Genomic DNA, 22,329 nt, shown 5'->3' with positions numbered 1-22,329 from the left:
GTGGCTGCTCGTGCGACGAGCATCCCCTGCGTGTCGGTCTGTCCGGGGGCGTCCGGTCGGGTCCGTGCGAGCTTGGCGATGCCGAACTTTCACCCTTCCTCAATCAATTCACGAATACTGATCGAATGCGTGGAGGGCGGGGTGGGTGGGGGCGTGGTTCCGCATCTTGTCGTCGACGTGAATCGGCGCGGTTTTGCGTTGTGGTGCGGCGTGGTGGGCTTGCGGTGGGCGCTGGCTTGCTTTGGCGTGGTCGGTTACGGTGGCGTCGCTTTGTGTCGATGTGATCTGTGTGTGCGGGTGTGGAGGGGCGGTCGCCGTGATCGATCCGCAGCGGGTGCACGATGCGAAGGTGGCGTTGGGTGCGAGGCTTGCGGGCTGGCGTCACGCGCGTGGGTTGACTCAGTTGGCGTTGGCGCGGCGGGTGCCAATTTCACGAACCACGATCGCCTCGGTGGAGCGTGGGCGGCAGTGCCCGGACCGGATCTTCTGGCAGCGCTGTGACGCGAATCTTGCGGCTGGTGGAGAGTTGCTGGCCGGCTATGACGACTATCGGCGCCTCAAGCGGCAGCTTGATCTGGAGAAGGCTGAGGCGGATCAGCGCGCACGGTGGGGTGAAGCCGAGGACTGTTCGCTTTCGGAGGGGGATAGCCATGCTTCGTTGATTGCGGCACCGAAGCCGACGTCAGTCAACGGTCCGGGCGGTCTGACGGCGCCGCTGTCGCAGGTGACCATTGTCGCGGGTGAAGGCGAGGGCGACGTGGGCGAGGGTGACGTCGCTACGCTTTCGGTCATGTCCGACGGGCAGGCGATGTCAGTGCGGGTGAGTCGCAGGGCTCTGCTGGAACTCGCCGCTGGGCTCGCGACTGTGCCGGCTTTGACGATCACCGGCGAATCTCGCTCACGGGCCGTTGATCCGGCTGTGGTGGACCATTACGCGGAGCTTCGCGCGTTCCTGGTGCGGGCGGATGACCGGCTGGGTGGCCTGACGATTCTGTCGACGGTCGAGCAGCAGATCACCACGATCGCCGTGCTGCGGAGGCAGGCGCGTGGGTCACTTCGTGACCAGTTGCTCAGCACGGAGGCCCGGTGGAGTGAGTTCGCTGGTTGGCTCAGTGACGATCTCGGTGACCGGGCGGCGGGTGGCCGCTGGCTGGACCAGGCGGGAAGCATGGCGCAGGAAGCCGACGATCAGGAGTTCTGGGCGTACGTGCTGGCGCGTAAGGCCCAACGGTTGGTGGGTACCGGTGACGAGGACCGCGTCGTCGGGATTGCTCGTGTGGCGGCCCGCCTGCCGGATACGCCTACCCTCGTGCGTGCCTTCGCCGCCGTGCAGCAGGCGCATGGCAGTGCCATCGACAACGACGCCTGCGCATTCGAGGCCGCGATCGAGCAGGCTCACGAACTCGTCGCGACCGTTCGCACGGCCGGGGATGACAGCACACTCGGTTCCTTCTGCACCCGGCCGTATCTGGCGGCGCAGGAAGGTGAGGGGTGGCTGCGCCTCAACCAACCCCGAAGGGCCGTCGACAGTTTCACCGCCGCCGTCAACGAGTGGCCTGACCGGTACCGACGCGAGCGGGGCGTGTACCTGTCGCGCACCGCGCACGCCCACCTGGCGGCCTCGGAGCCCGTCCGTGCCGCCACGGTCGCGGCCCAAGCGTTGACCGTCGCGACCACGACCGGCTCGGCCCGAGTGCACCGCAACGTGACCGTCCTGGCCCACCGCCTCGAACCCTTCGCCAGCCAGCCCGAAGTCCGGCACCTCATCGACCACCTCGCCGCCACCACATGAACCACCACCCGCCCCCGCCCGACCATGCCGATCCACCGGATGTGGCCTTCGTCGGCCGCGCCAACATCGACATCACCGTGCGGATCCCCCAACGGCCCGTGCCCGGCCGCACCACGTTCGCCTCGTCGCCCGCGACGACCACCCCGGGCGGCAAGAGCCTCAACCAGGCGATGGCCGCCCGACGAGCGGGCGCCCGCACCAGCCTGATCAGCACCGCCGGCGACGACCAATGGGGCACCTTCCTGCACCAGGCACTCATCGACGCGGCCGTCGACGTGTCCCACTTCCACCTTCTACCGACGACTCCGACCGGCATCGCGATCATCGAGGTAACCCCCGACGGGGAGAACTACATCGTCCTCGCACGCCCTCCCGCCACCGAACTCACCGCCGCGCACGTACGCACCGCACTACATCAACTGCCGGCCCCGATCGTCATCACCCAACTCGACCTCCAGCCCGACGCCGTGCACGCCGTCCTCGACCACCACCGCGCCAGCACGCTCATCGGCAACCTCGTACCACATCCCACACTCGGGACGAACGCGCTCGGCGCGCTCGACCTGTTCGTCTCCAACGAAACCGAAGCGGCAACCATCCTCGGCCACCACCACACCGACCCATCAGTCGCCGCCCAAGAACTGCGCAAACTAGGACCACGAGCAGCCGTGGTGACCGCCGGCGCCCGCGGAGCCGCCTACAGCAGCCCCGACCACACCGCACTCGTGCCCGCACCACACATCGACGCCATCAACACCACCGGCGCGGGCGACACCTTCCTCGGCACCCTCACCGCCGAACTCGCCCGCAGAACTCCACTACCCCACGCCATCGCCCAAAGCGTCGCCACCGCCACCACGCATGTGAGCACCACAAGAAGAGGGCAATAGCGCACGCGCCGCACTCTGCCGAACGCTCGATCCCGAGCAGCCACACCAATGACGACGATCTCGTCGGTCCCTGGGGGCACCCGGATCTGCCAAGGAGGTGCCCAGCAATTTCTGCCTCATCTGAAGGAGCCCGGTCGTTGTGATCTCCGAGATCGTTCACCCTGGGGCCAGTTTGGAGTGGCAATCGCACCTTCCTGCCACTGACCGATCCTTGGAGTACCGGGCGGGGCATCAATCCTTCATCCGTGCCGGTCGATGGCGCGGCCCCGGCAACGAAAGCGTGTGATGGCCATGGATTTCGTGCGGTGGCAGGATGAGGCGCATGAGTAGTGCTGTGAATAAAGCAAGGGCTGAGGTCGAAGCGTCCGCACAGCTTGGCCTGCTGATCGCACGAGCTGACCTAGGATACGTGTGCGCGGCCATCGGAGGAAGCGTCGTCGAACGAGGGCTCGTCTTCCTTCAGCATGCTGTTTTGGTTGCTTTCGAGGCACATGCCTTTTGCACGCGGCAGCTTGGAATTGCCATGCCGGACCTCCTATGGGATCCAGCGCTAGCCGCTGCATCGCGCACACGTGGTAAGTTCTTCGACGACAACCGTCGCGACATTGAGAAGTTGGCGGGGGACATCCGCTTGCTCGCAGACGCAACACGGGCTTCCTTTCGAGAGGGCAGGCGTCGGCGCTTGGCTAGACTCCTTGGAATTCATAATCCCGACCTTGCTGTGCTGAGCGTGCGCCAGATTCCGGTGGCGACCAGCATCAGCCTCGCTTTCCATTCGGGGAACCAGATCCCTGGACCCAACAATATTCAGGCGGCGGGACGGGTCGTTCACGACCTCGCCGTGGGTATCGGCCAAATGGTCAGTGCGCTCGGCCTCGCCGAGGCCAAGCACAGCGCGCCAGCAGGCGAACTGGATTCGGCCTGGGTCTGGGGTGACGGTGACTCAAAAGAATGCTATTTGCAAGCGTTTTCAGGAGACGTGCCCGAACGATACGTCCCACTCCTACTCCTGCTTCAGAACGCTGTCGCCACGGCCGCGAGCGTCGCCACTTCCAGATGCTGCGGCGATTGCGGTTTTGCGGCGTTCAAACACCGGCTCGTCGTCGTACATCATGCCGTGCGGTCACTCGCAAAGCTCAACAATACCCCATCTCTAGACAAAGCGAGCTTCGCGCGATTGGAGTCTCTGCTCGATGATCCCGGGTTGGCTGAGGTGCTCCGCTTGCGGTCCCTTCGAAACGGGCTTGTCCACTTGGGACTTTCCGACGTCCCACCAAAAGTATTCACGGCAGACCATCCCCTTGAGGGCGTTATCATGCACTACGCGTCTGGGCAGGGATACGCAGACGTCGACGCCCTCGTCAGCCGATCCCTGGCTCTAATTAACGATCAGCTAACTGAATGGTTGTTGACACCTCCGGACGGCGGTGTCGGCTTTGCCGGACTGCTGCGGCCACCTCCGACTGCATGAATCTCGTCGCTGGAACGCACGAAGCGCCGCCGTCCGTGCGCAACGCCAAACTCGAAACCGCACGCGTGACGTAGTACGGCAGCAGGGACCGCAGTCCACCCGAACCAACCTGCCTGGTCGACGTCAAGACCAGACATCCGCTCATCGTGAAGTCAGACACCGACCAACACGCAAGCCGGTCACGTCAGCCCGACAAGCTAGCCAACAAGGTGCATTGCGAGGTCCGAGGGCTCTCTGCGATTCCAATCCACGCGGACTGTCCCGAGCGTGCCCGCGCCGCCCGAACCCGGCTACTCTCCAACCCCATGAGCAACGTGGCCGGAGCGAAGACAAGCCGTGAAGAAGAGATCGCCTTTCTGGCGCTAGAGCAGGTGCTCGGCGTCGACATCAAACTCGCGGATGCCGGCGCCGGTAACAGAAAGCCGGACGGTTCTTGGGTATACCCCGATGAGCAGAGGCGCCGGGGCATCGTCGAGGTAACTTCACCTCCGGCCACGAGCCTAATGCGCGAGTGGGCACGAGCGAAGAAGGCGGGGCGTCCCCAGATCGAGAGCGGATCGATCGCCTTGCGCTGGAACGAACTCGCTCAGGTGTGTGCCGAGATGCTTGCGGAAGGCTGGGCCCGCGATAACCTCGATAAGCTCCGAGCCCATCCGGCAGATGAACGGCATCTCTTCCTTTTTTCGCGGGGCCACTCGGGAGGCGCCCATTACTTCTATCGACTGTCGGATTCTTATGCAGACGGATCAATTGAGCACGTCGATGACATTGTACTCCCTCCCGGCATCTCGGACGTCTGGTTTCGAGGTCGGGCACGGCGAGATCTTGGCCAACCACTGGGCTCGGCGGAACTTTGGTTGGCGAGGTATCAAACAGGGTCGGGGTGGCACCGCTACGTGGTGCGAATCGAGGAACAGCAACTGCCGTCCCCAAATCCGCGTATCAGTGACGATGGCGTTCCCGTAGGATGGCGCATCCTGAAGGATCGAGCTATTAAGTCAGCTGACAGCTGATGCAGCGCGCGAAAGGATTAGGAAAGCGGCCATTATTGGAGTCTTGCTGAACTCAACTGCCGCACTACGTGCGCAATCCCGCCGAAGTGCCCCGGTACTCACGCGTTTTTCCCGTCGTCTGTTCCGCTGTCCTCCAGGAGCGCCTTGGCCAACCCCATCGGCTTAACCTCGACGCTACCCACTTGAAGAACGATCGACGCCGTGGCGCGGCCGTCTCCCGTGCAGTCGCCACAGGTATGTTTGACGATGTGCGGGTGGACTGTTTCGGGCACTACCGTTTCGCCGGTGTCGTCCGCCAGTAGCATCGCCCCAAGGAGGATGTATTTGTTTACAAGCTTGGCGATCTGCACCGCGATCTCGTCGCCAGCCTCGCGCAGGTCCAGCAGCCTTACTGTGAGCGCCTGTACTGCCTCGTTGCTCCGATCGATGTACTTTCCGGTCCGCGGATGCTGAAAGAGAGTGGCCGTTCCGCACCTGTTGCAGCGATTCAACGCGACTGCATGCGTCAGCTCATTGCGCTCGTCGGCTGCCGTGAGCACTTCGAGCAACCATTCGCTGGCGCGGTCGGGCAACAGGTGCGGGTACTTCTCCTGAAACTTGAGCGCTTGCTTAGCCGCTTGTTTAGTGGTGAGCCCAGAGTCTGGTGGCTTCGGCATCGACGATAGGTGGCCGTAATCGAGCATTCGAAGCATGTCGATCAGCAGCTCGCTCAACGCCGTATCCGCGAGCATGAGGTGGCCAAGGTCCCCCACCCAATCGCCTACTTTCGCCATGCTGGCACGATACAATCCAGGTAGGACATCCCTCGTCGTGCGTCTCTCGGCTCGGTCCGCGTACTGATCTGCCGCAAGCCGCTCGCTGCGGAGCCTAACGGAGGCGATGTATGGCCGTGCCGATGTCAGGCCGCGATCGGTGCCTTGATGATGGTGGTGACCCTCGCCGCCGCGACGGCTTCGGCGAGGGCGATGCGTTCGCTGCGCCAGGTGCATCTCCGACTCGTAGGCCCGACGACATCTGCCGACGTGACTGAGTTCCGTAACGCCTTCTCCCTCGTCGAGTCCACGGTCAAACTCTGATCATGGGCTTGATCTTTGGAGCGACGACCATGGACGAGGCGAACCGGGCTGCGGATGTCGCCGTACTGCCGGTGGGCAGTTTCGAGCAGCACGGCGACCACCTTCCTCTGATGACGGACACCATCGTGGCCTGCGCGATCGCACAAGCTGCCGCAACCGCCTACGAGTTGCTGCTGCTGCCCCCGGTGACGATCAGTTGCTCGCAGGAGCACACGGGATGGCCCGGCTCGGTGAGTATCCGCTCCTCCACCCTGACCCGCATCGTTACCGACGTCGTGGAGTCACTGAGCCAGGCTGGCGTCGACCGCCTGGTCGTGGTCAACGGTCACGGCGGGAACTACGTGCTGTCCAACGTCGTGCAGGAGGCGAACGTCGCCGGACGCCACATGGCCCTGTACCCGAGGCGGCAGGACTGGGAGACCGCCCGCCAGCACGCCGAGCTGAGCAGCACAAGTCACGACGACATGCACGCGGGGGAGATCGAAACCTCGCTGCTACTACACCTGTGCCCCGAACTCGTCCGGCCCGGATACCAGACCGCCGACCACCTTGCGGACCGCCCGGATCTGCTCGTACTCGGGATGCGCGGCTACACCGACACCGGAGTCATCGGCAAACCATCCGCTGCTACGGCCGCCAAGGGAAAGGCAGTCCTGGAGAGCCTGACCAGCTCTTTCGCAACGAGCCTCGCGCTGCTCAGATAGCCCTTCGAGACAGATCGAGCCCGGGACTGGCCGCTCGCGTAGGTGGATGGCGTGGCCGCCAGCAATTTCGGCCGCGAGGTTACGGGTGCTGCGTTGGCCGAGGTCGTATCGGGCTGGGACCGGCGCTGTCGAAGCGTAGTTGTGGCACGTCGTGCAGGTCGGGGTTCGGGACTCGGTGCATCGCGGGTGAGCGGATTTCGATGATGAGCATTTCGGTGAGGAATTGGACGGTGGCGTCCAGGAGGTGGCTGGTGTGGGCGGTGGCGCTGTGTTCCTTTAGGCCGACGGTGATGTGGATGTGGGGTTTGATTGTTTGGGTGGTGTCGTCCCAGGCGATGGTGCCGCCGCCGAGGGCTTCGATGTTGGTGAGGTCGACGTGTGACCAGACGGGGGCGTCGGGGTTGTCGAGTCGTTGGCAGGTGCCGACGATCTTCGCGGTGGACAGGCCGGCGATGAACATCGGGATGTAGCCCTGCTTGATGCGGTGGGTGCGGCAGGCGTTGGTGAGGGCGGTGAAGAAGTCGTCGCCGTGGTCGAAGACGACGCCGATCATGCGGCCGGGGGTGAGGTCGTGGCTATGCATCCGTCGTGCTCGTTTCCGTCGGCTGGTTGTCGGTGATGGGCCAGGGCCAGGCGGTGGGAGCGGTGAGTCCACCTGCGGTGGTGATCGCCGTGGCGATGTCCTGTGGGTTTGCTGTGGCGTTGAGGAGGGCGCGTAGCAGGATGCGGGCTTTGTAGGGGTGCAGCCAGCCGGCGGGGATGAGGCCGCGTGTGATGAGGTCCTGTTCGGAGCCGGGGAAGCCGTAGGTGCGGGTGAGGGTCGGTCCGGCTGGGGCGCGGGAGGCGAGGACGACGGGGATTCGTCCGGCGAGGGTGCCGAGGGTGTCGACGAGGGGTTCGGGGACGTGGCCGACGCCGAAGCCGGCGATGACGAGGCCATCGACGCGGGCGCCGATGGCGTCGAGGACGGTGGGATCGTCGTCGAGGGTGACCGTGTGTAGGCCGACACGGGCGTGTTCGGCGAGGTGCGGTGGGGGGAGGGTAAGGCGGTGGGGGACTCGGGTCAGCATCCGTAGGGTGCCTTCGAGTACGTAGCCGAGGGGGCCGGTGTCCAGGGAGCGGAAGGTGTCGCCGCTGGTGGAGTGGGTTTTGGTGACCCATCGGGCGGCGTGGACTTCGTCGGCGAAGACGACGAGGCAGCCCTGTTCTCGTGCGTGTGTCGATGCGGCGGTGTGGATGGCGGAGAGGATGTTGGCGGGTCCATCGGCGCCGGCGAGGGTGGGGTTACGCATCGCGCCGGTGACCACAAGAGGTTCGGGCCGGTGGTGGAGTAGGTCGAGCAGGTAGGCGGTCTCCTCGATCGTGTCGGTGCCCTGGGTGACTACGACACCGTTCGCGCCGTTGGCGAGCGCATCGGTTGCGGCGGCGGTGAGTTCGGTGATGTCGGTAATGGTGAGGGACGCGCCGGGACGGCGCCGAAAGTCCACCACTTCGATGTCGATTCCGGCGTCGGCGAGCCCGGGGACGGCGTCGACGAGTTGCTGGGTGGAGAGAGCGGGGCTCACGGCGCCGCCGGTGCTGCTGGTCATGGCGATGGTGCCGCCGAGCCCGAACACCACGACCCGTGGCGGGGGTGCGGTTGAGGTTGAGGACACCGGGCTCCTTTCAGGGCGCGCCGCCGCAGTGACGAAGACTGTGCTGTCCTGCGGCGATCGTGATGGTGGCGGGAGCTTATTACGGCAGGGAGCCGACGAAGCGACACGCCCGATCGGCGCCGTCGAGGGACAGCAGCCGGCTGCGCGGCTCGGCCAACCCGGCCAGACCGTAGTCACCGAGCTCGGCGCACCGGGTTCGCAGCCAGGTCCAGTTGAGGTTCAGGTAGTCGGCGAGGGCGTTCAGCCGCGAGGCGGAGGTGTCGGCGGCGATGACAGAGTGAGCACATGCGTGCCCGGCGGCATCGCGGTACTCGGCTAGCGCGGATCGTTGGCCGGTGACGTCGACGTGCCACACTCCGTCCGCGCGGATCCACGTGGCGACGATCGCGCGGCGTGAGGTGAGGGCGAGGCCGGGCAGCGCGGCGTACTCGGATTCGTCGGTGATCGCGACGTCGATGCCGAAGGACTCCATCAGCGCGACCGCCAGCAGCAGAAGGATCTGTTCTGACTCTGTCGATGCTTCCACGGCGGCCTGGGGGACGCAGAAGATTCTCGTCGCCTGCTGGGAGCTGGTGGTGAACCGTGCTGCGGTGGATTCCAGGTACCGCAGTTTGTGGCCGAACAGCAGCCAGGTGCTGGCCTCTTCGCCGGTCTGTTCCCGGGTCCAGTAGGTGGGGATCTCGGTGAGGTCGGCGGATTGGCGGCTGATGTGGTCGGCGCAGAACGCCGAGCCGAGCCACATCCGTGACACGGTCTCCAGGTCTGGTCCGACATCACCGCTGACAGCCGACCGGGTCAGGCGGCTGTACTCGGCTATGGCGGTGCGGGCGGCGTCGAGGCGGGCGTCGTCAAGCAGGAGCGACTGGTCCAGGTTCGCCACGGCCCACAGCACCGCTGCGGTGATCGCGTCGAGCTGGTACACGCGGGGGATGAGCAGGCGAACACCGTCATCGACATCGACCAGCCGTTGGGACGCCTGGCGGGAGTCCAGAGCGAATAGGCGGTTGCTGGCGGACGTGGTGATCTGTCCGGCGACGAGCCGACGCTGTAGCGGGCGTCGCCACTGCCGCTCGGCATCGGTCCTGGGAATCGTGGCGATGATCCGGCCGTCGTCGACGGCGGGGTACACCTCGACGTCGATAGGCACGCCGGGAAAGTACCGTCCACCCGGCGCGGCAAGGGTGCGTTCTACCCGGGGCTCCCGGGTTGCCGAGCCCAGCGCAGCGGCGATCGTCGATGCAAGATCACCGCCCGGTGAATGGGCGGCGACGGCCCGGTGGCGAGCTGACGCGAGGCCGGCATGAGACGTGGCACGATCCAGTGCCGTCTCGGCGGCTGCACCCCAGCGGACCCGCATCGCCGTCTCGGACCGTTCCCGCTGATATTCCGACTCAAGCTGGCGGTATGCGTCGTAGGCAGTGAGTAGGCGGCCCTCGGCGTTCAGAAGTGTGTCGCACTGCTGCCAGAAGACCCGGTCGACCACCTGCCGGCCGGCCTCCACGTTCGCCACCGTGCTGCGGGTGCTGTGCACCTTCCGTGCGATGTCCTTCTGCATAAGACCACACGCTGCGCGTCGTTCGCGTAGCTCCCTGCCGAGCGCGTGTTTCGCGTCGTGAAGCTGTTGCGGGTCGATCATGACATTGGCCTTTCCCCGCGGTCAGCTGGTCCGTCTGATTTCGCTCCGCTGAGGAGCGGCATCGCATGCCGACTTGACGTCAGCTGACGATATCGGCGGACTCGACTGTTGTCCGGTACCACGGCTGCCTGGCAGCCACACGTCGGCGTGGCCGAAGATGGCTTCCGTGGCTGCTTGCGCGAGGGTGGCTTGGGCTGCGGCAGGTATCCCGATTCGGTTCCAGTGGAAGATCAGGTGTTCCACGATGACCGCGCGTAGTCCTCGGGTGAGCCTGCCTGTGTCGCGTAGCCCCCGAAGGGTGGTGCCGGTGCTCTCGAACCCGGTGTGCCAGTTGCTGGGGGCGCGAGTCGAGCCGAGTAGCAGGTAGTGGACCTTGTCGGTGAATGCCTTCCACCTGTCCGGGTCGGGCGCGGGCCGGTGGCTGAGGTGCTCGGCGCGTCGTTGGGTGACTCGTGCCCAAACGTCGCCTTGTTCGTTGAGGTCGAGTCCTGCGGCGCGCATGAGTGCGGTGCAGAGGATGAGTGAGTGTTCGCGCCGGTCGGTGGGACGGTCGTGGAGGTAGGTGAGGAGGTGTCGGCTGTCGTGGTGGAACAGCGTGTGGGCTGCGTCCATCGCGTCGGGGCCGCCGAATGCGTGCGTCTCGGGCTCGTAGATGTCGCTGGTCCAGACGACTCCGTCGGTGAGCAGACGGTGTAAGGGATCCTCGGGCCAGTGGTGCGCTGGGGTGGGTAGGTAGCGGATGCGCCAGGGTCCTTTGCGGATGAACCACCACGCGCTGATCAAGCCGGCGGTCTCGGCGGTGGGCAGCACCCGGCGGAGATGAGGAACTGCCTGCTGTTCACGCTCACGGCGGCTGTGGCCGGGGTAGTGGATGTTCACCTGTTTCCAGGCGATCTCGTTCATGACGTGCCTTTCGTCAGCTGAGGAGGAGGCAGGCGTCCCAGCCGGTGGTGGTGGCGGTGGTGGCGAGGTGGGAGCCGGTGGTGCCGTCGAGGAGGCCGGTGGCCTCCTCGGTGCCGGGGGCGGTGTGGTGGTGCAGGTGTGTCAGGTGGGTGAGTGGCGTCGGGGTGAGGGCGTCGGCGGTGATGCGTCGTGCGGTGGTGAGGAGCCCTGCGGTGCCGTGGCACAGGCTGCGGTCGGTGAGCCGGCGGAGTTGCGCGGGGTCGGTGACGCAGGTGGTGAACGCGGTTTCGGCGAGGTATCGGCGGCGGGTGTCGTCGAGGGCGAGGGCGGCCAGTTGTTGGGCGCGGGCGATGCCGGGGGTGCCGTAGCACCACGACGGGCGCAGCGGCTGCTGCTGGGTGGGTGTGGCGTGGTGCAGGTCGTCGAGGGTGATGGTTTGCGGCCACCAGGTTTTGCCGTCGGTGTGCTGCTGCCAGGTGTCGAGCCAGCGGCAGATGGTGCGGATCGCGGTCGAGTGTCCGTCGACGGTGATGCCGTCTTTGTGGGTGAGGGCGAGCAGGGCGAGGGGGCCGGTGATGCCGTGGGCGAGGCCGTGGTTGGCGTGTCCTCCGGCCGGTGGTGGTTGGTGGCGGTCGGGGCTGTTGGTGCACCACCAGCCGGGAAGGTTGTGGACGGGTTCGGTGAGCCGGACGAGGTAGTCCAGGACGTGGCGCAGCAGGTCGGTATCGCCGAGGCGGCGCAGGGCGACGCCGAGGCCGGTCAGTCCCCGGATGAGGTCGTACTCGGCGTAGTGGGGCTGTTGGTGGGAGTCGATGCGGCGGTGTGCGGCGTGCAGTCGTCGGCGGGTGACGGTGGCGGTGCCGTCGGCGGCGACCGCGCGGGCGCGGGCGAGGGCGGGCTGGTCGCTGGTGGCGAGGACGAAGGCGAGCGCGGGAGCGCCGTAGAAGAGGCTGGCTCCGGCGGCGATGCTGACGCCGTGGCTGGTGGCGGTGCGTAGGGCGGCGTACGCGGCGGGCCAGTCGCCGGTTTCCAGGTGCAGGAGGGCAATGCCGGCTGCGCCGTCGGCGAGGGACTGTCCGGGGTTCATGTGGTGGCCTGGTGGGTGCGGGCGATGGTGCGGGCCAGGCGCAGGCAGTGGCGTTCGGAGGCGGTGTCGACGCCGATCATGCGGGCGTGGTGCAGGTGCAGCAGGTCGGCCAGCACGTGGTCGAGGTGCAGACCGTCGGCGGCGGCCAACCGTCGGTAGGTGGCCAGCGCCGCGTCCAGGGCGTCGTCACGGAGTGGTGTGCGGGCGTGGGCGAGCTGCGCGGGTGAAAGTCGTGGGCCGCTGTGGTGGGGCAGGTGTACGGCGAGCCATCGTGGTCCGTCGCGGGTGAAGGCGTCGGCGATGGCGATCATGCCGGCGGCGGTGGTGGCCTGACGGTCGCCGGCCAACCGGTGCAGGACGGTGTGGGAGTCCGCGGCGAACACCCGCTCGGCGGCGGCGAGGGTGGGCTCGGTGCCGTGGCGGGTCTCCGGCCGGTAGCTGTGCAGGGTGTAGTCGTGCAGGACACCGTCGTGTTCCAGGTGTTGCGTCCACTCGGCGAGGCTGCTGACGGTGCTGGTGAAGTCGGCGTGGTGCAGGGGGATGCGCAGCCGCAGGTGTGGTTCGGGGTCGGGATAGCGCAGGAACCACCACCCCGCCGGCAGGAGGCTGTCGACTCGGCCGGCGAGGTCGTGCAGGATGTCGTCGGCCCGCCCGTACAGCCGCGTCTCCAGCCACGGCGATGGCCCGGGCCGATGCACCACGGTGGCCGCGGTGCGGGCCGGTCGAGGCGGCCGGTCGGCGAGTTGCGGCTGGGTGCGGGTGAGGGTGAGGAGGAGTTCGGCGGGCCTGCCGCCGATCCACCCGGCGGGGCCCGGCGCCTCGGTGACGGTGGTGCGGCGGTGCCGGTCGATCTGCTGCCGCAGCACCGCCAGGTGCGCCTCCTCGTCCAGGTCGAGGCGCAGCTGGACGTCGTCGTCGCCGACCAGGATCTGCTCGGGTAGCCGGTAGACCTCGCGGTATCGCTGCCAGGCGTCGCGCCACTGCGGCCAGGGCACGTCACGGGGAAGGGCGGCGCGGTCGACGATCCAGCGGGCGGGATGCAGGATGCTGCGTCCGCGCCGCACGCGGGGTAGGAACGGCAGCCCGCTGGCGTGGCCCCAGTCGAATCTGCTGCACGGCGCGGTCCATGCCGTCCCGATCTCGGTCAGGAACCGCATCAGCGGCTGCTGCAGCCCGGGCAGCAGCACGCTGTTGCACAGCAGCGCCTCGACCGGCCGGCCAGTCGCCGCCCGGACCAGCCACAGTCGGTGGCCGTCGCCGGCCACCGCCAGGTCCGCGACCGTGACCGGCGGGTCCGGATGGAAGTCACCGACGGGCAGGACGGGCAGCATCGCCGGTGTCCGGGCGACCGAGATCAGCCGCGCGTCCAGGGGCGGCCCGGACAGCTGCACGATGTCCGCATCCGGCAACGCGGTCGGCAGATTCTGGTAGACGTGCTGGAACGCGGCCCGTTCGGCGGGGGTGAGCAGGTCCAGGAACCGGCCTGCGGACACCCCGGCATGCCGGGCGCCGCTGAGCACCGTCATCGTGAACGCACCCCGGTCCACATCTGCGAGGGTCGCGGCGGCGAGAGTGAACCTGACCTCGGTGTGCGGGACAGGCGGCCGCTCATCGTCTGCCCGGAGCTGACCGATCAGCTCGTCGTCGAGGACCACCTCCGCGCCGCCGGTGAGCGCCGACTGCTGAGCGACCTGCCCCAGTAGCCGGTCGCGGGCGGTGAGCACCGCAGGTACGCGGCGGGTGGATCCCCGGTACCCGGCGGGGAAGCCCAGCACGGTCAGCACGTCGCGGACCGGCACTGCCGCACCCGGGCCCCACCGCGCGATGAACGCCCGGTGGTACTCCGCCCAGCCCGGCAGCTGCGGTGCCACCGCTACCAGCGTCGACGCGGCACGGGCCGCTTCCCGTCGCACCGCAGGTGGCAGCGTCACCGCCACGTCGACCCGCAGGTCCACCGCGACCCGGTCCCCAGGATCAGGCATCGGAAGGTGCCGGGCCAGGTGGGCCGCCGGGTCGGTGACGGTCATCGCCGGACGCACCGCCGACAGCAGCACCCCCGCCCGGACCAGCGACGCGACCGTCCGCTCCACCTCGTCCACACCGAGGAACAGCGACTCGGCGACGCGGGCGGCAAGAACGCCGAACCCGACCGGACCGGCCGCCCCTTCCACTACCGCCCGCACCACATCCGTCAGCCGGACCTCGATGTCCCACCGGCGCTCGCCGTCGCTGCGGGCACAGGGCAGCACCCACACCCCACCTCGCCGGTACCCCACCGCGTTCGTCACCACCGCCACCCGACGAAGCACCGTCAGATCCCGCTCCGCACGCACGGTGTGTTCCGCGATCGCCTGCCCGTCAGCAGACGCCACCGACCGGTGCGCCTCACCCCAGCGCACCGCCGCCCGGTGACCGAACTCCACCGGCGCCACCCCCGCGAAGGTGCCGAACGGTGTCGCACGGGTGGTCCACCGCAGCAGATACCGCACCGTCGACTCCACCAGACGCCGCAACCGCTCCTCCGACACCGGCTCACCGGCGACGGCCCGACTGATCTGCGCGGCCAACCGCGGCGTGGCACCGGCGACAGCCGCCGCGAACCCCGGCACCGCCCACACCGTGGCCAACCACCGCTGCCACTGCGCAGGCCGGGGCGAGGTCAGGTCGGGCCAGGCCGGCAGGACCAGGCCGTCCGGGTACGCGGCGACTCTGATCAACGCCGCACCAGGAGTGGAGAACACGATGCACCACCGAGACAGGGCAGGGCCCGGCGTCGGCGGACGCCGGGCCCCGAGAGTGGGTGTGGAGGGTTGGTTACTTGCCGCCGCCGGAGCAGGCGTTCGAGCCGGTGTTACCCGAGCCGCAGCCGTCGTCGGTGCTGGTGGCGTACCCGCCGGCGGCGGGCCCGGAGTCCACCAGCGTGATGTCCAGGTCCAGCTCGTCGAGTTCCGTGTTCTCCACTCGCGTTTCCCTTCCTATGCGGGGGTGAAGGTGAGGACCATGCGGCTGTGCCGCTTGTCCAGCACCGTCCCGGCCGGCACGTCGCCGTCGGGAGTACCTGCGGGCAGAACGCTCAGCACCGCAGACGGCTCGCCGGCGTCCACCCATGCGCGCATCTGCGCCACCATCCGCGCCGCCCACACGGCCGCGTCCGGCCCATGCGCACACGCGCCGACGTCGAACACGTCGCCGCTCCACCGCAGCGCCGACCGGTACACGAACGTGCCCCCGTGCAGGGCGGCGGGTGTACCGAACCGCCACGCCGGGGCCACGACACCGGCGTCCACGGCGTCCTGCTGCGCCGTCAACACCATCACCTCGTCCACCTCATCGCGAAGACGGGCCGCCAGCCACAGATCCAGATCAGCCAGGACGGTACGAGGCGGCAGACTCGCCCCGGCCCACGCCTGCTCCCGCGGCAACGCCAACAGCCCACCGACCGAGGTCGCGTCGACCTGCTGACCCTCGTCCAGCCGCAGGTGGACCCCCTGCGCGATGTCGACGTAGCGCACCTCGTGCGCGCCGGCACCCTGCATCGCCACGAACCCACACAACCGGTCGCTGCGACTGACCAGCCGATCACCGTCGCGCCGCAACGCCCACGACCGGGTCATCCCGAACGTCCGCACCGGTGCTACCAGCACGCCGCCCTCCGCCAGATGGGCGATCCACGCCGGAGGCACATCCCACGCACCGACCGTCACGATGATCAGGTCGAATCTGCGGTCCGAGGTGACCGGCTGCTCGGCGTCGGCGCAGACCACCGTCACATCGCTGTACCCCGCCGCAGCCAGACACGCCACGGCCCGCTCGGTCACCTCTGGATCGATGTCCACCGTCGTGACCGAACCCGACGGCCCCACCAACTCCCGCAGCAACGACGCGTTGTAGCCACCCGACCCGATCTCCAACACATGCCGGCCCGCCAGACCACCCTCAAGGGCATCCGCCGCCTGATCGAGCATCTCCGCGATCAACCACGGCGCCGACACCGAACTGACGGTCTCGTCACCACGCTTCTTAGTGATGACGGCGCTGTCGCTGCAATACGCCTCCACCAACGACACACCCGGCGTGTACAGCTCCCGAGGCACCACCCGCAGCGCCGCCTGCACCTCAGGCCGCATCACCAGTCCCTTGGCCTCGTGATCGGCGACCAGCTGGTCGACCATCGCCTCACGCAACCTCTGACTGCTCACCGTGTCGATACTCATGGACCTGTCACTCTCCCTATCCATCACGCCGCCCCAGTTCACACGGCCGCTCTTCTTCGGCAGCAGTCCACGTACGCGAGCAAGCTTCGGAAGACGCACCTTCACCGGAGCACAAGGGCCGCATCGCCACTCGACGCCTGAACGCCGGTCGTACACGTTCATGGCTCGAAGTGCGGTGATCTGTGTAGATCACGTCCTCCGATCAATGTGCGGATGGCGAGGAGAACGGCTTCGTGCCGGTCGTGCTCACCACTGAACGCTGACGCACCGGTGTCGAACACCCTCGACACGGAATTTCGACACCGGCCGCGAGCATGCCTGCTGGGCAGTAGCAGTCCTGGCCAGCCCGCACCGGCTCGATCCGGCGACCTCTACATCTGGTTGAACGGGATCCAGCGTGGCGTCGTGGCGGTGTTCAAAGGGCCGCATGCGGAGACACTGAGCTCGTGCGCAACCGCCGGCCGCGGAGACGACCAGGGCTCGGCGACATGTTGGTGGCCAGTTGGGATACCTCCCCGCTGGCGGCCAGGTAGCGGGGAGATATCTGGCCGTAGATGACTACTCAGAGCTGATCCCTACCGGTGTCGTGTCGTGCATCGGCCGAGCTATAACGATGTGGTGGGAGCAACGCCGACCCTTGTCGTCATCAGCGGGCCTTCGGGGGCTGGCAAGACGACGCTCGCCCACCTGCTCGCCGGGCGGATCGGTTGCCCGGCGATCTGCCGGGACGAGATCAAGGAGGGCATGGTCCACGCGGCCGGCGACTTCATCGCCGCACCGAGCGACGAGCTGAGCCTTCGGACTCTGCCCACGTTCTTCAAGGTGCTGCAACTGCTGTTGTCCGCAGGTGTCACCACAGTCGCCGAGGCGGCCTTCCAGGACCGCCTCTGGCGCCCCGGCCTGCAGGCATTGATCGGTATCGCCGACATTCGGGTGGTGCATTGCCGGGTCGACGCGCAGACGGCCTTCGACCGCGTACAGCGACGGCAGGACGAGAACGCGATCCGGCGTGCCCACGCTGATGCGCACCTCGGTGACCATCAGACCCATGGCGTCGGTCACCGCAGCTTCCAGTCTGTCCGGCTCGACGTGCCCGAGATCGAGGTGGACACCAGCGACGGCTACCGTCCTGGACTCGATGAGATCGTCGCCTTCGTGAACGCCGGGCGATGAGCTACCCGTGGTTACCTTGCAAAACTTCGGAACGGGCCGTCCACGGGAAATCCAGCTGGCCGCCGACAGCGACACCGACCGTCTGAGCTGGCTTCAGCGAGCGTAGACGGCATGTGAGCTGCCGCCTCACTACCGAGGGCGACCGCCGGCTGCTCGCCTGGCGAGCGTGACGACCGTCGAAGAGCGGGCGGCGTGTCGATTCTTCGTGTCGACGGTGTTCGACAGTCCCGGTCCCCGTCATAACTGATCCGACGACATCGACTGCTGCGGCGTTGACGACTCGGTGACGACAGGTGACCCGACATCTGTGGAGTCGGCGCGACCGCAGCCGGGTGACGCGATTCCTCGTTCGCGTCACCTGCTCACAGGGGAGGCGGGATGCGAATCCGACCAGCCGTGGGCCGGACGGCACCGGCCCAGGCCGCCGTCGCCTCCGACGGAGGCGACGCGGGTTCGGATCACCGCCCGGTCCGCCCCGGGGCTCGCAGCACGGCGGTGATCATCTGTCCGTGTGCGAGCCCTGGGGCGATGCCGGACCGCCTGTCACACCCTCTCGACGACGAAGGAGTACCCGCCGTGCAGCCCGTCCGTAATCGCCATCGCCACCTACTCATGTTTCTCAGACCGAATGCCGGACCGGGGTTGTCGGAGCGGCAGCTCGTGGCCCGCACCCCGACGGACGGAGGAACGGGATCGAGTGAGGAGGTGTGGGGGTGGGCGGTGCGCCGGGAGTGGCGCGACGGTCGCCACGACCTGTTCGGGTTCACCGCCGACCGGCACACGGCCGACCGTGCCGTGGCCCGTGACCAGGGCTTCTGGCGGGTCGGGCCGGTGCGGCCCGCAGCGGTGTACGTGGTGGCGGCCAACGCGTCCGCGGTGAACGGGCATCCGGTGTCCGGCTGCGGCAACTCGTCGTGCCCCGACTCTCCGGAGCGGGGTGAGCTGCGGTGACGGCGGGAGTGCAGGTGGCGTTGGCGCGTCGGACGGTGACGCCGTTCGGGTTGTGGGTGTTCGGGGCGCAGGCGTCCGCACCCTTGGTTGTTCTGGTCGGTGGTATCCCCGCGATCTACGCGACCACAGGCATCACCGCGCTGCCGCTGACGTACGTGCTGGTCGCGGGTGTGGTGGCGGTACTGGCGGTGGGTTACACGGCGATGGCGCGTCAGGTCGGGCACCCGGCGGCCTACTACGGGATCCTCGCCCATGGTCTGGGTCGTGGTTGGGGTGTGGCCGGCGGCATGGTCGCGCTGGTGGCCTACAACGGGATCCAGATCAGCCTGTACGGGCTGCTCGGTGCGACTCTCGCGGCTCAGGTCGGTGGGGTGTGGTGGGTGTGGGCGGGCATCGCCCTGGTGGCGGTCGCGGCGTTCGGTCGCGCGCCGATCGTCCGCTCGACGTGGTTGCTGGCGGTCGTGTTGGTGGTGTCGCTGCTGTTCGTCGCCGTGTTCGTGCTGGCCGGTGTGGGGCAGGCGTCGGCGGGTGACGTGTGGGCGGGCTTCGACGTGGCGGGGTTGATGGTCGGTGGGATCGGCGGGGCGGTGGCGTTCTGTGTGGCCTCGCTGATGGGCGTCGACGCGCCGGGGTCGTTCGTGGAGGAGGCCGTCGACCGGCGGTCGGTCGGTCGGGCCTCGGTCGTCGGCGCGCTCGCTCTGGGTGGGGTGTATGCGGTGGCGGCGTGGGCGATGGGCGTGGCCGTCGGTCCCACCGCCGTCGGCGAGGCGGCTGCGGTGGACGGCGATCTGCCGTTCACGATCCTGAGCCGGGCCGGTGGCGGGGTGGTGGCGCTGGCGGGAGTGATGCTGCTTCTGGCGATCCTCACCGCGAAGCTGTCCTTTCACGCTGTGGTCGCGCGGTATGTGTTCGCGATGGCGCGGGAGGGTGTGCTGCCGGCCCGGCTCGCGGGGGCCGAGGGCGGCACGCGGGTCAGTGCGCCGCGTGGCGGCTCGTTGACGCAGACGGTCATCGCCGGTGTGGTGGTGGCGGGGTTCGCGGTGGCCGGCGCGGACCCGGTGGGGCAGATGTTCACCTGGCTGTCGACGTTGGGTGCGTTGGGTCTGCTGAGCCTGCTGCTGGCCGCGTCCCTGGCCGCGCTGCTCGCCCCACCCGAGGTGCGGGGTGAGCGGGCCGGCGTGTGGGAGTGGCGGATCGCTCCGGTGCTGGGCCTTGTCGCGGGGACGGTGGTGCTCGCCGCGATGATCCTGAACGTCGGGAGTCTGCTGGGGGCCGCGCCCGGATCCCCGTATCCGCTGCTGCTGCCCACGATCATCATCGCCGCCGCGGTCGCGGGCGGGATGTGGGCCCAGTACGTGCGGCAGTCCCGGCCGGAGGTCTACGCGGGGATCGGTGACGGTACTCCGCAGCCGAACGCGGTGCCCGATGCCGTGAACATCTCGATCTGACGGGCCGACGATGATGACTCACGCGCACCGACCTCCCGGCCGTCCCGGCCACCCGGTCGACCCTCTGCATCCCGGCTGGAGCCCGGAGTACCGCCAGGTGCCCTCGCCCGCCGCGCACCGACCGCCCGCCGACCACGGACCTCGGCCCGACTACCGGCCGCCACCCGCATCCGGGTACGGGCCGCCGCCTGGGCCTGGGTACGGGCCGCCGCCTCCAGCTGGGTATGGGCCGCCGTCGGTCGCCTACGACCGTCTTCCGGAACCTCCGCCCGAACCGCCCCAGCCGCAGCTGCCTGCAACGGAGCCGCAGGCGACGGCAGCGGAAATGGCGGAGGGTGGCTCGGAGGGTGAGTCGGACGCCGACCGCCGGTGGTGGGTGGAGTTACGTCACCAGGTCCTCTACCGGTGTAAGGGCGTGAATCGGGGGCATCTGCTCGCCGCCGACGAGCGATACGGGACGCGGGAGGCCCTCGGCCCGCACGCGGTGATGCTGTTCTTCGCGGCGCCGTCGTCGACGGAACCTTACGGGTTCCGGCTGCACACCGCCTACCGGATGTTCCTGGCGGCTCCCGAGTCGGAACACCTGGTGGCCCTGTTGGCGGACCTGACGGCCATCGCCGTAGACAACATCTCCCACGCCAGGTCCCTGGGACGGTGGTGGCATCCGCTGGGTCCGGAACGGTCGATGGTCAACGGCGGTGACATGACCCTGCCCGCCGACGCGGTCTACGTCGGTGCCGGGGTGAGCACCCTCGACTCCGTCGACGGGTCGTGGCAGCAACTCGCCCGATCCCTGCGCAGCCCGTCCGGGACCGGCTCCGTCCGGTCGGCGTTCGACTTGAGAAGCGAGTGCTATGCGCTGCTGGTCGACGGCACGGCCATCAAGGTCGATCGTGACCCGCACGCCCGTGTCGGCAGCTCGGGCGTGCGCAGCAGCAAACCCCTGGAAGCGCGGTGGGATCCGCTGTGGCACAACCCGCACCACGACCTCACCAGCCAGGGCGACGCCGACACCCGGCAGGTGTGGCACCACCTCGGCACCCTGCACGAGGTCCTGACCACTCAACTGCGCCGGGAGCGGTCACGGTGACCACCTCGATCGCCGATCTGGCGGTGGCCGCCGATCTGAGCCGCGATGACATCGACGTCACCTCGGTCCTCGACCACCTCGTCGCCGACGCCGCAGCCACGGCACCGACCGCCATCGGGTACCCGGGCGCGGTCGACCTCGACCACAGCGCGGTCATCGCCCGCCTCGGGCACCGGCTGTGGAACAACATCGGCGACCCCGCCGACACCGGCGGGGTCGCGCACACCCGGGTGCTGGAACGGGCGGTGGTCGCCTGGATGGCGGACCTGTTCGGGATACCGGCCGGTGACCGGTGGGGCTACGTCACCACCGGCGGCACCGAAGGCAACCTGTCCGCCCTGGCCGCCGCCTACCGACGCTGGCCGACAGCCCGGATCTACTACTCCACCGCCGCCCACTACTCCATCCCGAAGATCGTCGACCTGCTCGGCGCCTACAAGGCCGTGGTGCGGGCGCATCCGGACGGGGAGATGGACTACGACCACCTCGGCGAGCAACTGCGCAAGCGACGGCGGTGGCCCGCCATCGTGGTCGCCACCGCCGGCACCACGATGACCGAAGCCGTGGACGACACCACCCGCATCCGCGCCATCCTCACCCACTACTCCATGGCCGGGCACCTGCACGTCGACGCGGCCCTGTCCGGGATCCCACTCGCCCTTGACGGCAAGCTGCGCTGTGATGCCGCCGGCATCGGCTCGATCGCCGTGTCCGGCCACAAGTTCCTCGGCGTGCCCACACCGTGCGGGGTGGTGCTGATCCGCGACCACGTCCGCAACCCGGCCCGACAGCCGATCGCCTACACCGCCGCCGCCGACACCACCGTCACCGGATCCCGCTGCGGCCTGGCCGCCGCCCTGCTCTGGCACGCCATCGCCGTCCACGGTCGCGAAGGACACCGATGGCGGGCCGCCGAAGCCCGCACCGTCGCCGCGTACGCCGTCGACCGGATCCGCGCCACCGGCTGGCAGGCATGGCGGTACCCCCACGCCTTCACGGTCGTCCTCCCCACCCCACCCGAGACCGTCCGGGTCAAGTGGCTACTGGCCACCGACGGACCCGCCAGCCACCTCATCTGCATGCCCGGCATCACCACCGCACAGATCGACGCACTCACCGCCGACCTCACCGCCGCCATCAGGACACCGATCCCGCGTCCCCGCGCACCGCACACACCTGAGGTCACCACCGCGTCCTGACCTCGACCGGCGGACCGCTCCTGCCTC

General features: G+C 68.3%; 19 protein-coding genes and 1 tRNA gene. 11 read left to right on the top strand and 9 right to left on the bottom strand.

Going from position 1 to position 22,329, the window contains the following annotated elements:
* Positions 1-316 precede the first annotated feature (316 nt).
* From ACIBMZ_RS23855 to ACIBMZ_RS23840, 4 genes are all read left to right on the top strand, one after another.
* Complete coding sequence (locus ACIBMZ_RS23855) at positions 317-1,792, top strand: helix-turn-helix transcriptional regulator (protein WP_396697310.1); 1,476 nt, start codon at positions 317-319, stop codon at positions 1,790-1,792.
* Between the two features lie 41 nt (positions 1,793-1,833).
* Positions 1,834-2,682: a PfkB family carbohydrate kinase gene (locus ACIBMZ_RS23850; RefSeq protein ID WP_396697308.1), complete on the top strand. Its 849-nt coding sequence runs from the start codon at positions 1,834-1,836 to the stop codon at positions 2,680-2,682.
* A 322-nt stretch (positions 2,683-3,004) separates the two neighbouring features.
* A complete protein-coding gene (locus tag ACIBMZ_RS23845; protein WP_396697306.1) occupies positions 3,005-4,153 on the top strand; it encodes a hypothetical protein in 1,149 nt (382 codons plus the stop codon).
* Between the two features lie 305 nt (positions 4,154-4,458).
* Positions 4,459-5,166 carry a hypothetical protein gene (locus tag ACIBMZ_RS23840; RefSeq protein WP_396697304.1) on the top strand — a complete coding sequence of 236 codons (708 nt, stop codon included), beginning with the start codon at positions 4,459-4,461 and terminating at the stop codon, positions 5,164-5,166.
* A gap of 98 nt (positions 5,167-5,264) precedes the next feature.
* On the opposite strand, the gene ACIBMZ_RS23835 is transcribed toward ACIBMZ_RS23840, so the two are convergent.
* The gene (locus ACIBMZ_RS23835; protein WP_396697302.1) at positions 5,265-5,939 is read right to left on the bottom strand and encodes a hypothetical protein; all 675 of its coding nucleotides are present in this window, start codon (positions 5,937-5,939) and stop codon (positions 5,265-5,267) included.
* 305 nt (positions 5,940-6,244) lie between these two features.
* Between ACIBMZ_RS23835 and ACIBMZ_RS23830 the strand changes: the two genes are divergently transcribed.
* On the top strand, positions 6,245-6,946 hold the full coding sequence (locus ACIBMZ_RS23830) for a creatininase family protein (protein WP_396697300.1): 702 nt from the start codon (positions 6,245-6,247) through the stop codon (positions 6,944-6,946).
* Positions 6,947-7,025: 79 nt separating this feature from the next.
* On the opposite strand, the gene ACIBMZ_RS23825 is transcribed toward ACIBMZ_RS23830, so the two are convergent.
* From ACIBMZ_RS23825 to fxlM, 8 genes are all read right to left on the bottom strand, one after another.
* Positions 7,026-7,529, bottom strand: coding sequence for a PPC domain-containing DNA-binding protein (locus ACIBMZ_RS23825; RefSeq protein WP_396697298.1), 504 nt, complete (start codon positions 7,527-7,529; stop codon positions 7,026-7,028).
* Positions 7,522-8,601 carry an asparaginase gene (locus tag ACIBMZ_RS23820; RefSeq protein WP_396697508.1) on the bottom strand — a complete coding sequence of 360 codons (1,080 nt, stop codon included), beginning with the start codon at positions 8,599-8,601 and terminating at the stop codon, positions 7,522-7,524. Before ACIBMZ_RS23820 ends, ACIBMZ_RS23825 begins: the two co-directional genes overlap by 8 nt.
* A gap of 79 nt (positions 8,602-8,680) precedes the next feature.
* Complete coding sequence (locus tag ACIBMZ_RS23815) at positions 8,681-10,237, bottom strand: helix-turn-helix transcriptional regulator (RefSeq protein WP_396697296.1); 1,557 nt, start codon at positions 10,235-10,237, stop codon at positions 8,681-8,683.
* Positions 10,238-10,258: 21 nt separating this feature from the next.
* Positions 10,259-11,140 (bottom strand): thiopeptide-type bacteriocin biosynthesis protein, encoded by an 882-nt coding sequence (locus tag ACIBMZ_RS23810; protein WP_396697294.1) that lies wholly within the window; start codon positions 11,138-11,140, stop codon positions 10,259-10,261.
* 13 nt (positions 11,141-11,153) lie between these two features.
* On the bottom strand, positions 11,154-12,227 hold the full coding sequence (locus ACIBMZ_RS23805) for a lanthionine synthetase C family protein (RefSeq protein WP_396697292.1): 1,074 nt from the start codon (positions 12,225-12,227) through the stop codon (positions 11,154-11,156).
* Positions 12,224-14,968: a lantibiotic dehydratase gene (locus ACIBMZ_RS23800; protein ID WP_396697290.1), complete on the bottom strand. Its 2,745-nt coding sequence runs from the start codon at positions 14,966-14,968 to the stop codon at positions 12,224-12,226. Before ACIBMZ_RS23800 ends, ACIBMZ_RS23805 begins: the two co-directional genes overlap by 4 nt.
* Positions 14,969-15,041: 73 nt before the next feature.
* Positions 15,042-15,188 carry an FxLD family lanthipeptide gene (locus tag ACIBMZ_RS23795; RefSeq protein WP_176093382.1) on the bottom strand — a complete coding sequence of 49 codons (147 nt, stop codon included), beginning with the start codon at positions 15,186-15,188 and terminating at the stop codon, positions 15,042-15,044.
* Between the two features lie 14 nt (positions 15,189-15,202).
* A complete protein-coding gene (fxlM, locus tag ACIBMZ_RS23790; RefSeq protein WP_396697288.1) occupies positions 15,203-16,441 on the bottom strand; it encodes a methyltransferase, FxLD system in 1,239 nt (412 codons plus the stop codon).
* A gap of 591 nt (positions 16,442-17,032) precedes the next feature.
* On the opposite strand from fxlM, the gene ACIBMZ_RS23785 reads away from it, so the two are divergent.
* From ACIBMZ_RS23785 to ACIBMZ_RS23760, 6 genes are all read left to right on the top strand, one after another.
* Positions 17,033-17,614, top strand: coding sequence for an AAA family ATPase (locus tag ACIBMZ_RS23785; protein ID WP_396697286.1), 582 nt, complete (start codon positions 17,033-17,035; stop codon positions 17,612-17,614).
* A gap of 398 nt (positions 17,615-18,012) precedes the next feature.
* A tRNA-Arg gene (locus ACIBMZ_RS23780) sits at positions 18,013-18,087 on the top strand.
* A 247-nt stretch (positions 18,088-18,334) separates the two neighbouring features.
* On the top strand, positions 18,335-18,565 hold the full coding sequence (locus ACIBMZ_RS23775; RefSeq protein ID WP_396697284.1) for a hypothetical protein: 231 nt from the start codon (positions 18,335-18,337) through the stop codon (positions 18,563-18,565).
* A complete protein-coding gene (locus ACIBMZ_RS23770) occupies positions 18,562-20,013 on the top strand; it encodes an APC family permease (protein ID WP_396697282.1) in 1,452 nt (483 codons plus the stop codon). The genes ACIBMZ_RS23775 and ACIBMZ_RS23770 overlap by 4 nt, the downstream gene beginning before the upstream one ends.
* Before the next feature lie 415 nt (positions 20,014-20,428).
* A complete protein-coding gene (locus ACIBMZ_RS23765) occupies positions 20,429-21,103 on the top strand; it encodes a hypothetical protein (RefSeq protein ID WP_396697280.1) in 675 nt (224 codons plus the stop codon).
* The gene (locus ACIBMZ_RS23760; RefSeq protein ID WP_396697278.1) at positions 21,100-22,302 is read left to right on the top strand and encodes a histidine decarboxylase; all 1,203 of its coding nucleotides are present in this window, start codon (positions 21,100-21,102) and stop codon (positions 22,300-22,302) included. Before ACIBMZ_RS23765 ends, ACIBMZ_RS23760 begins: the two co-directional genes overlap by 4 nt.
* Positions 22,303-22,329: the final 27 nt, after the last annotated feature.

The sequence above is a fragment of the Micromonospora sp. NPDC049900 genome (genome assembly GCF_044461025.1).
Lineage (GTDB): Bacteria > Actinomycetota > Actinomycetes > Mycobacteriales > Micromonosporaceae > Micromonospora.
Note: the sequence above shows the minus strand (reverse complement) of the source record. Positions and strands in the feature narration are given on the sequence as shown.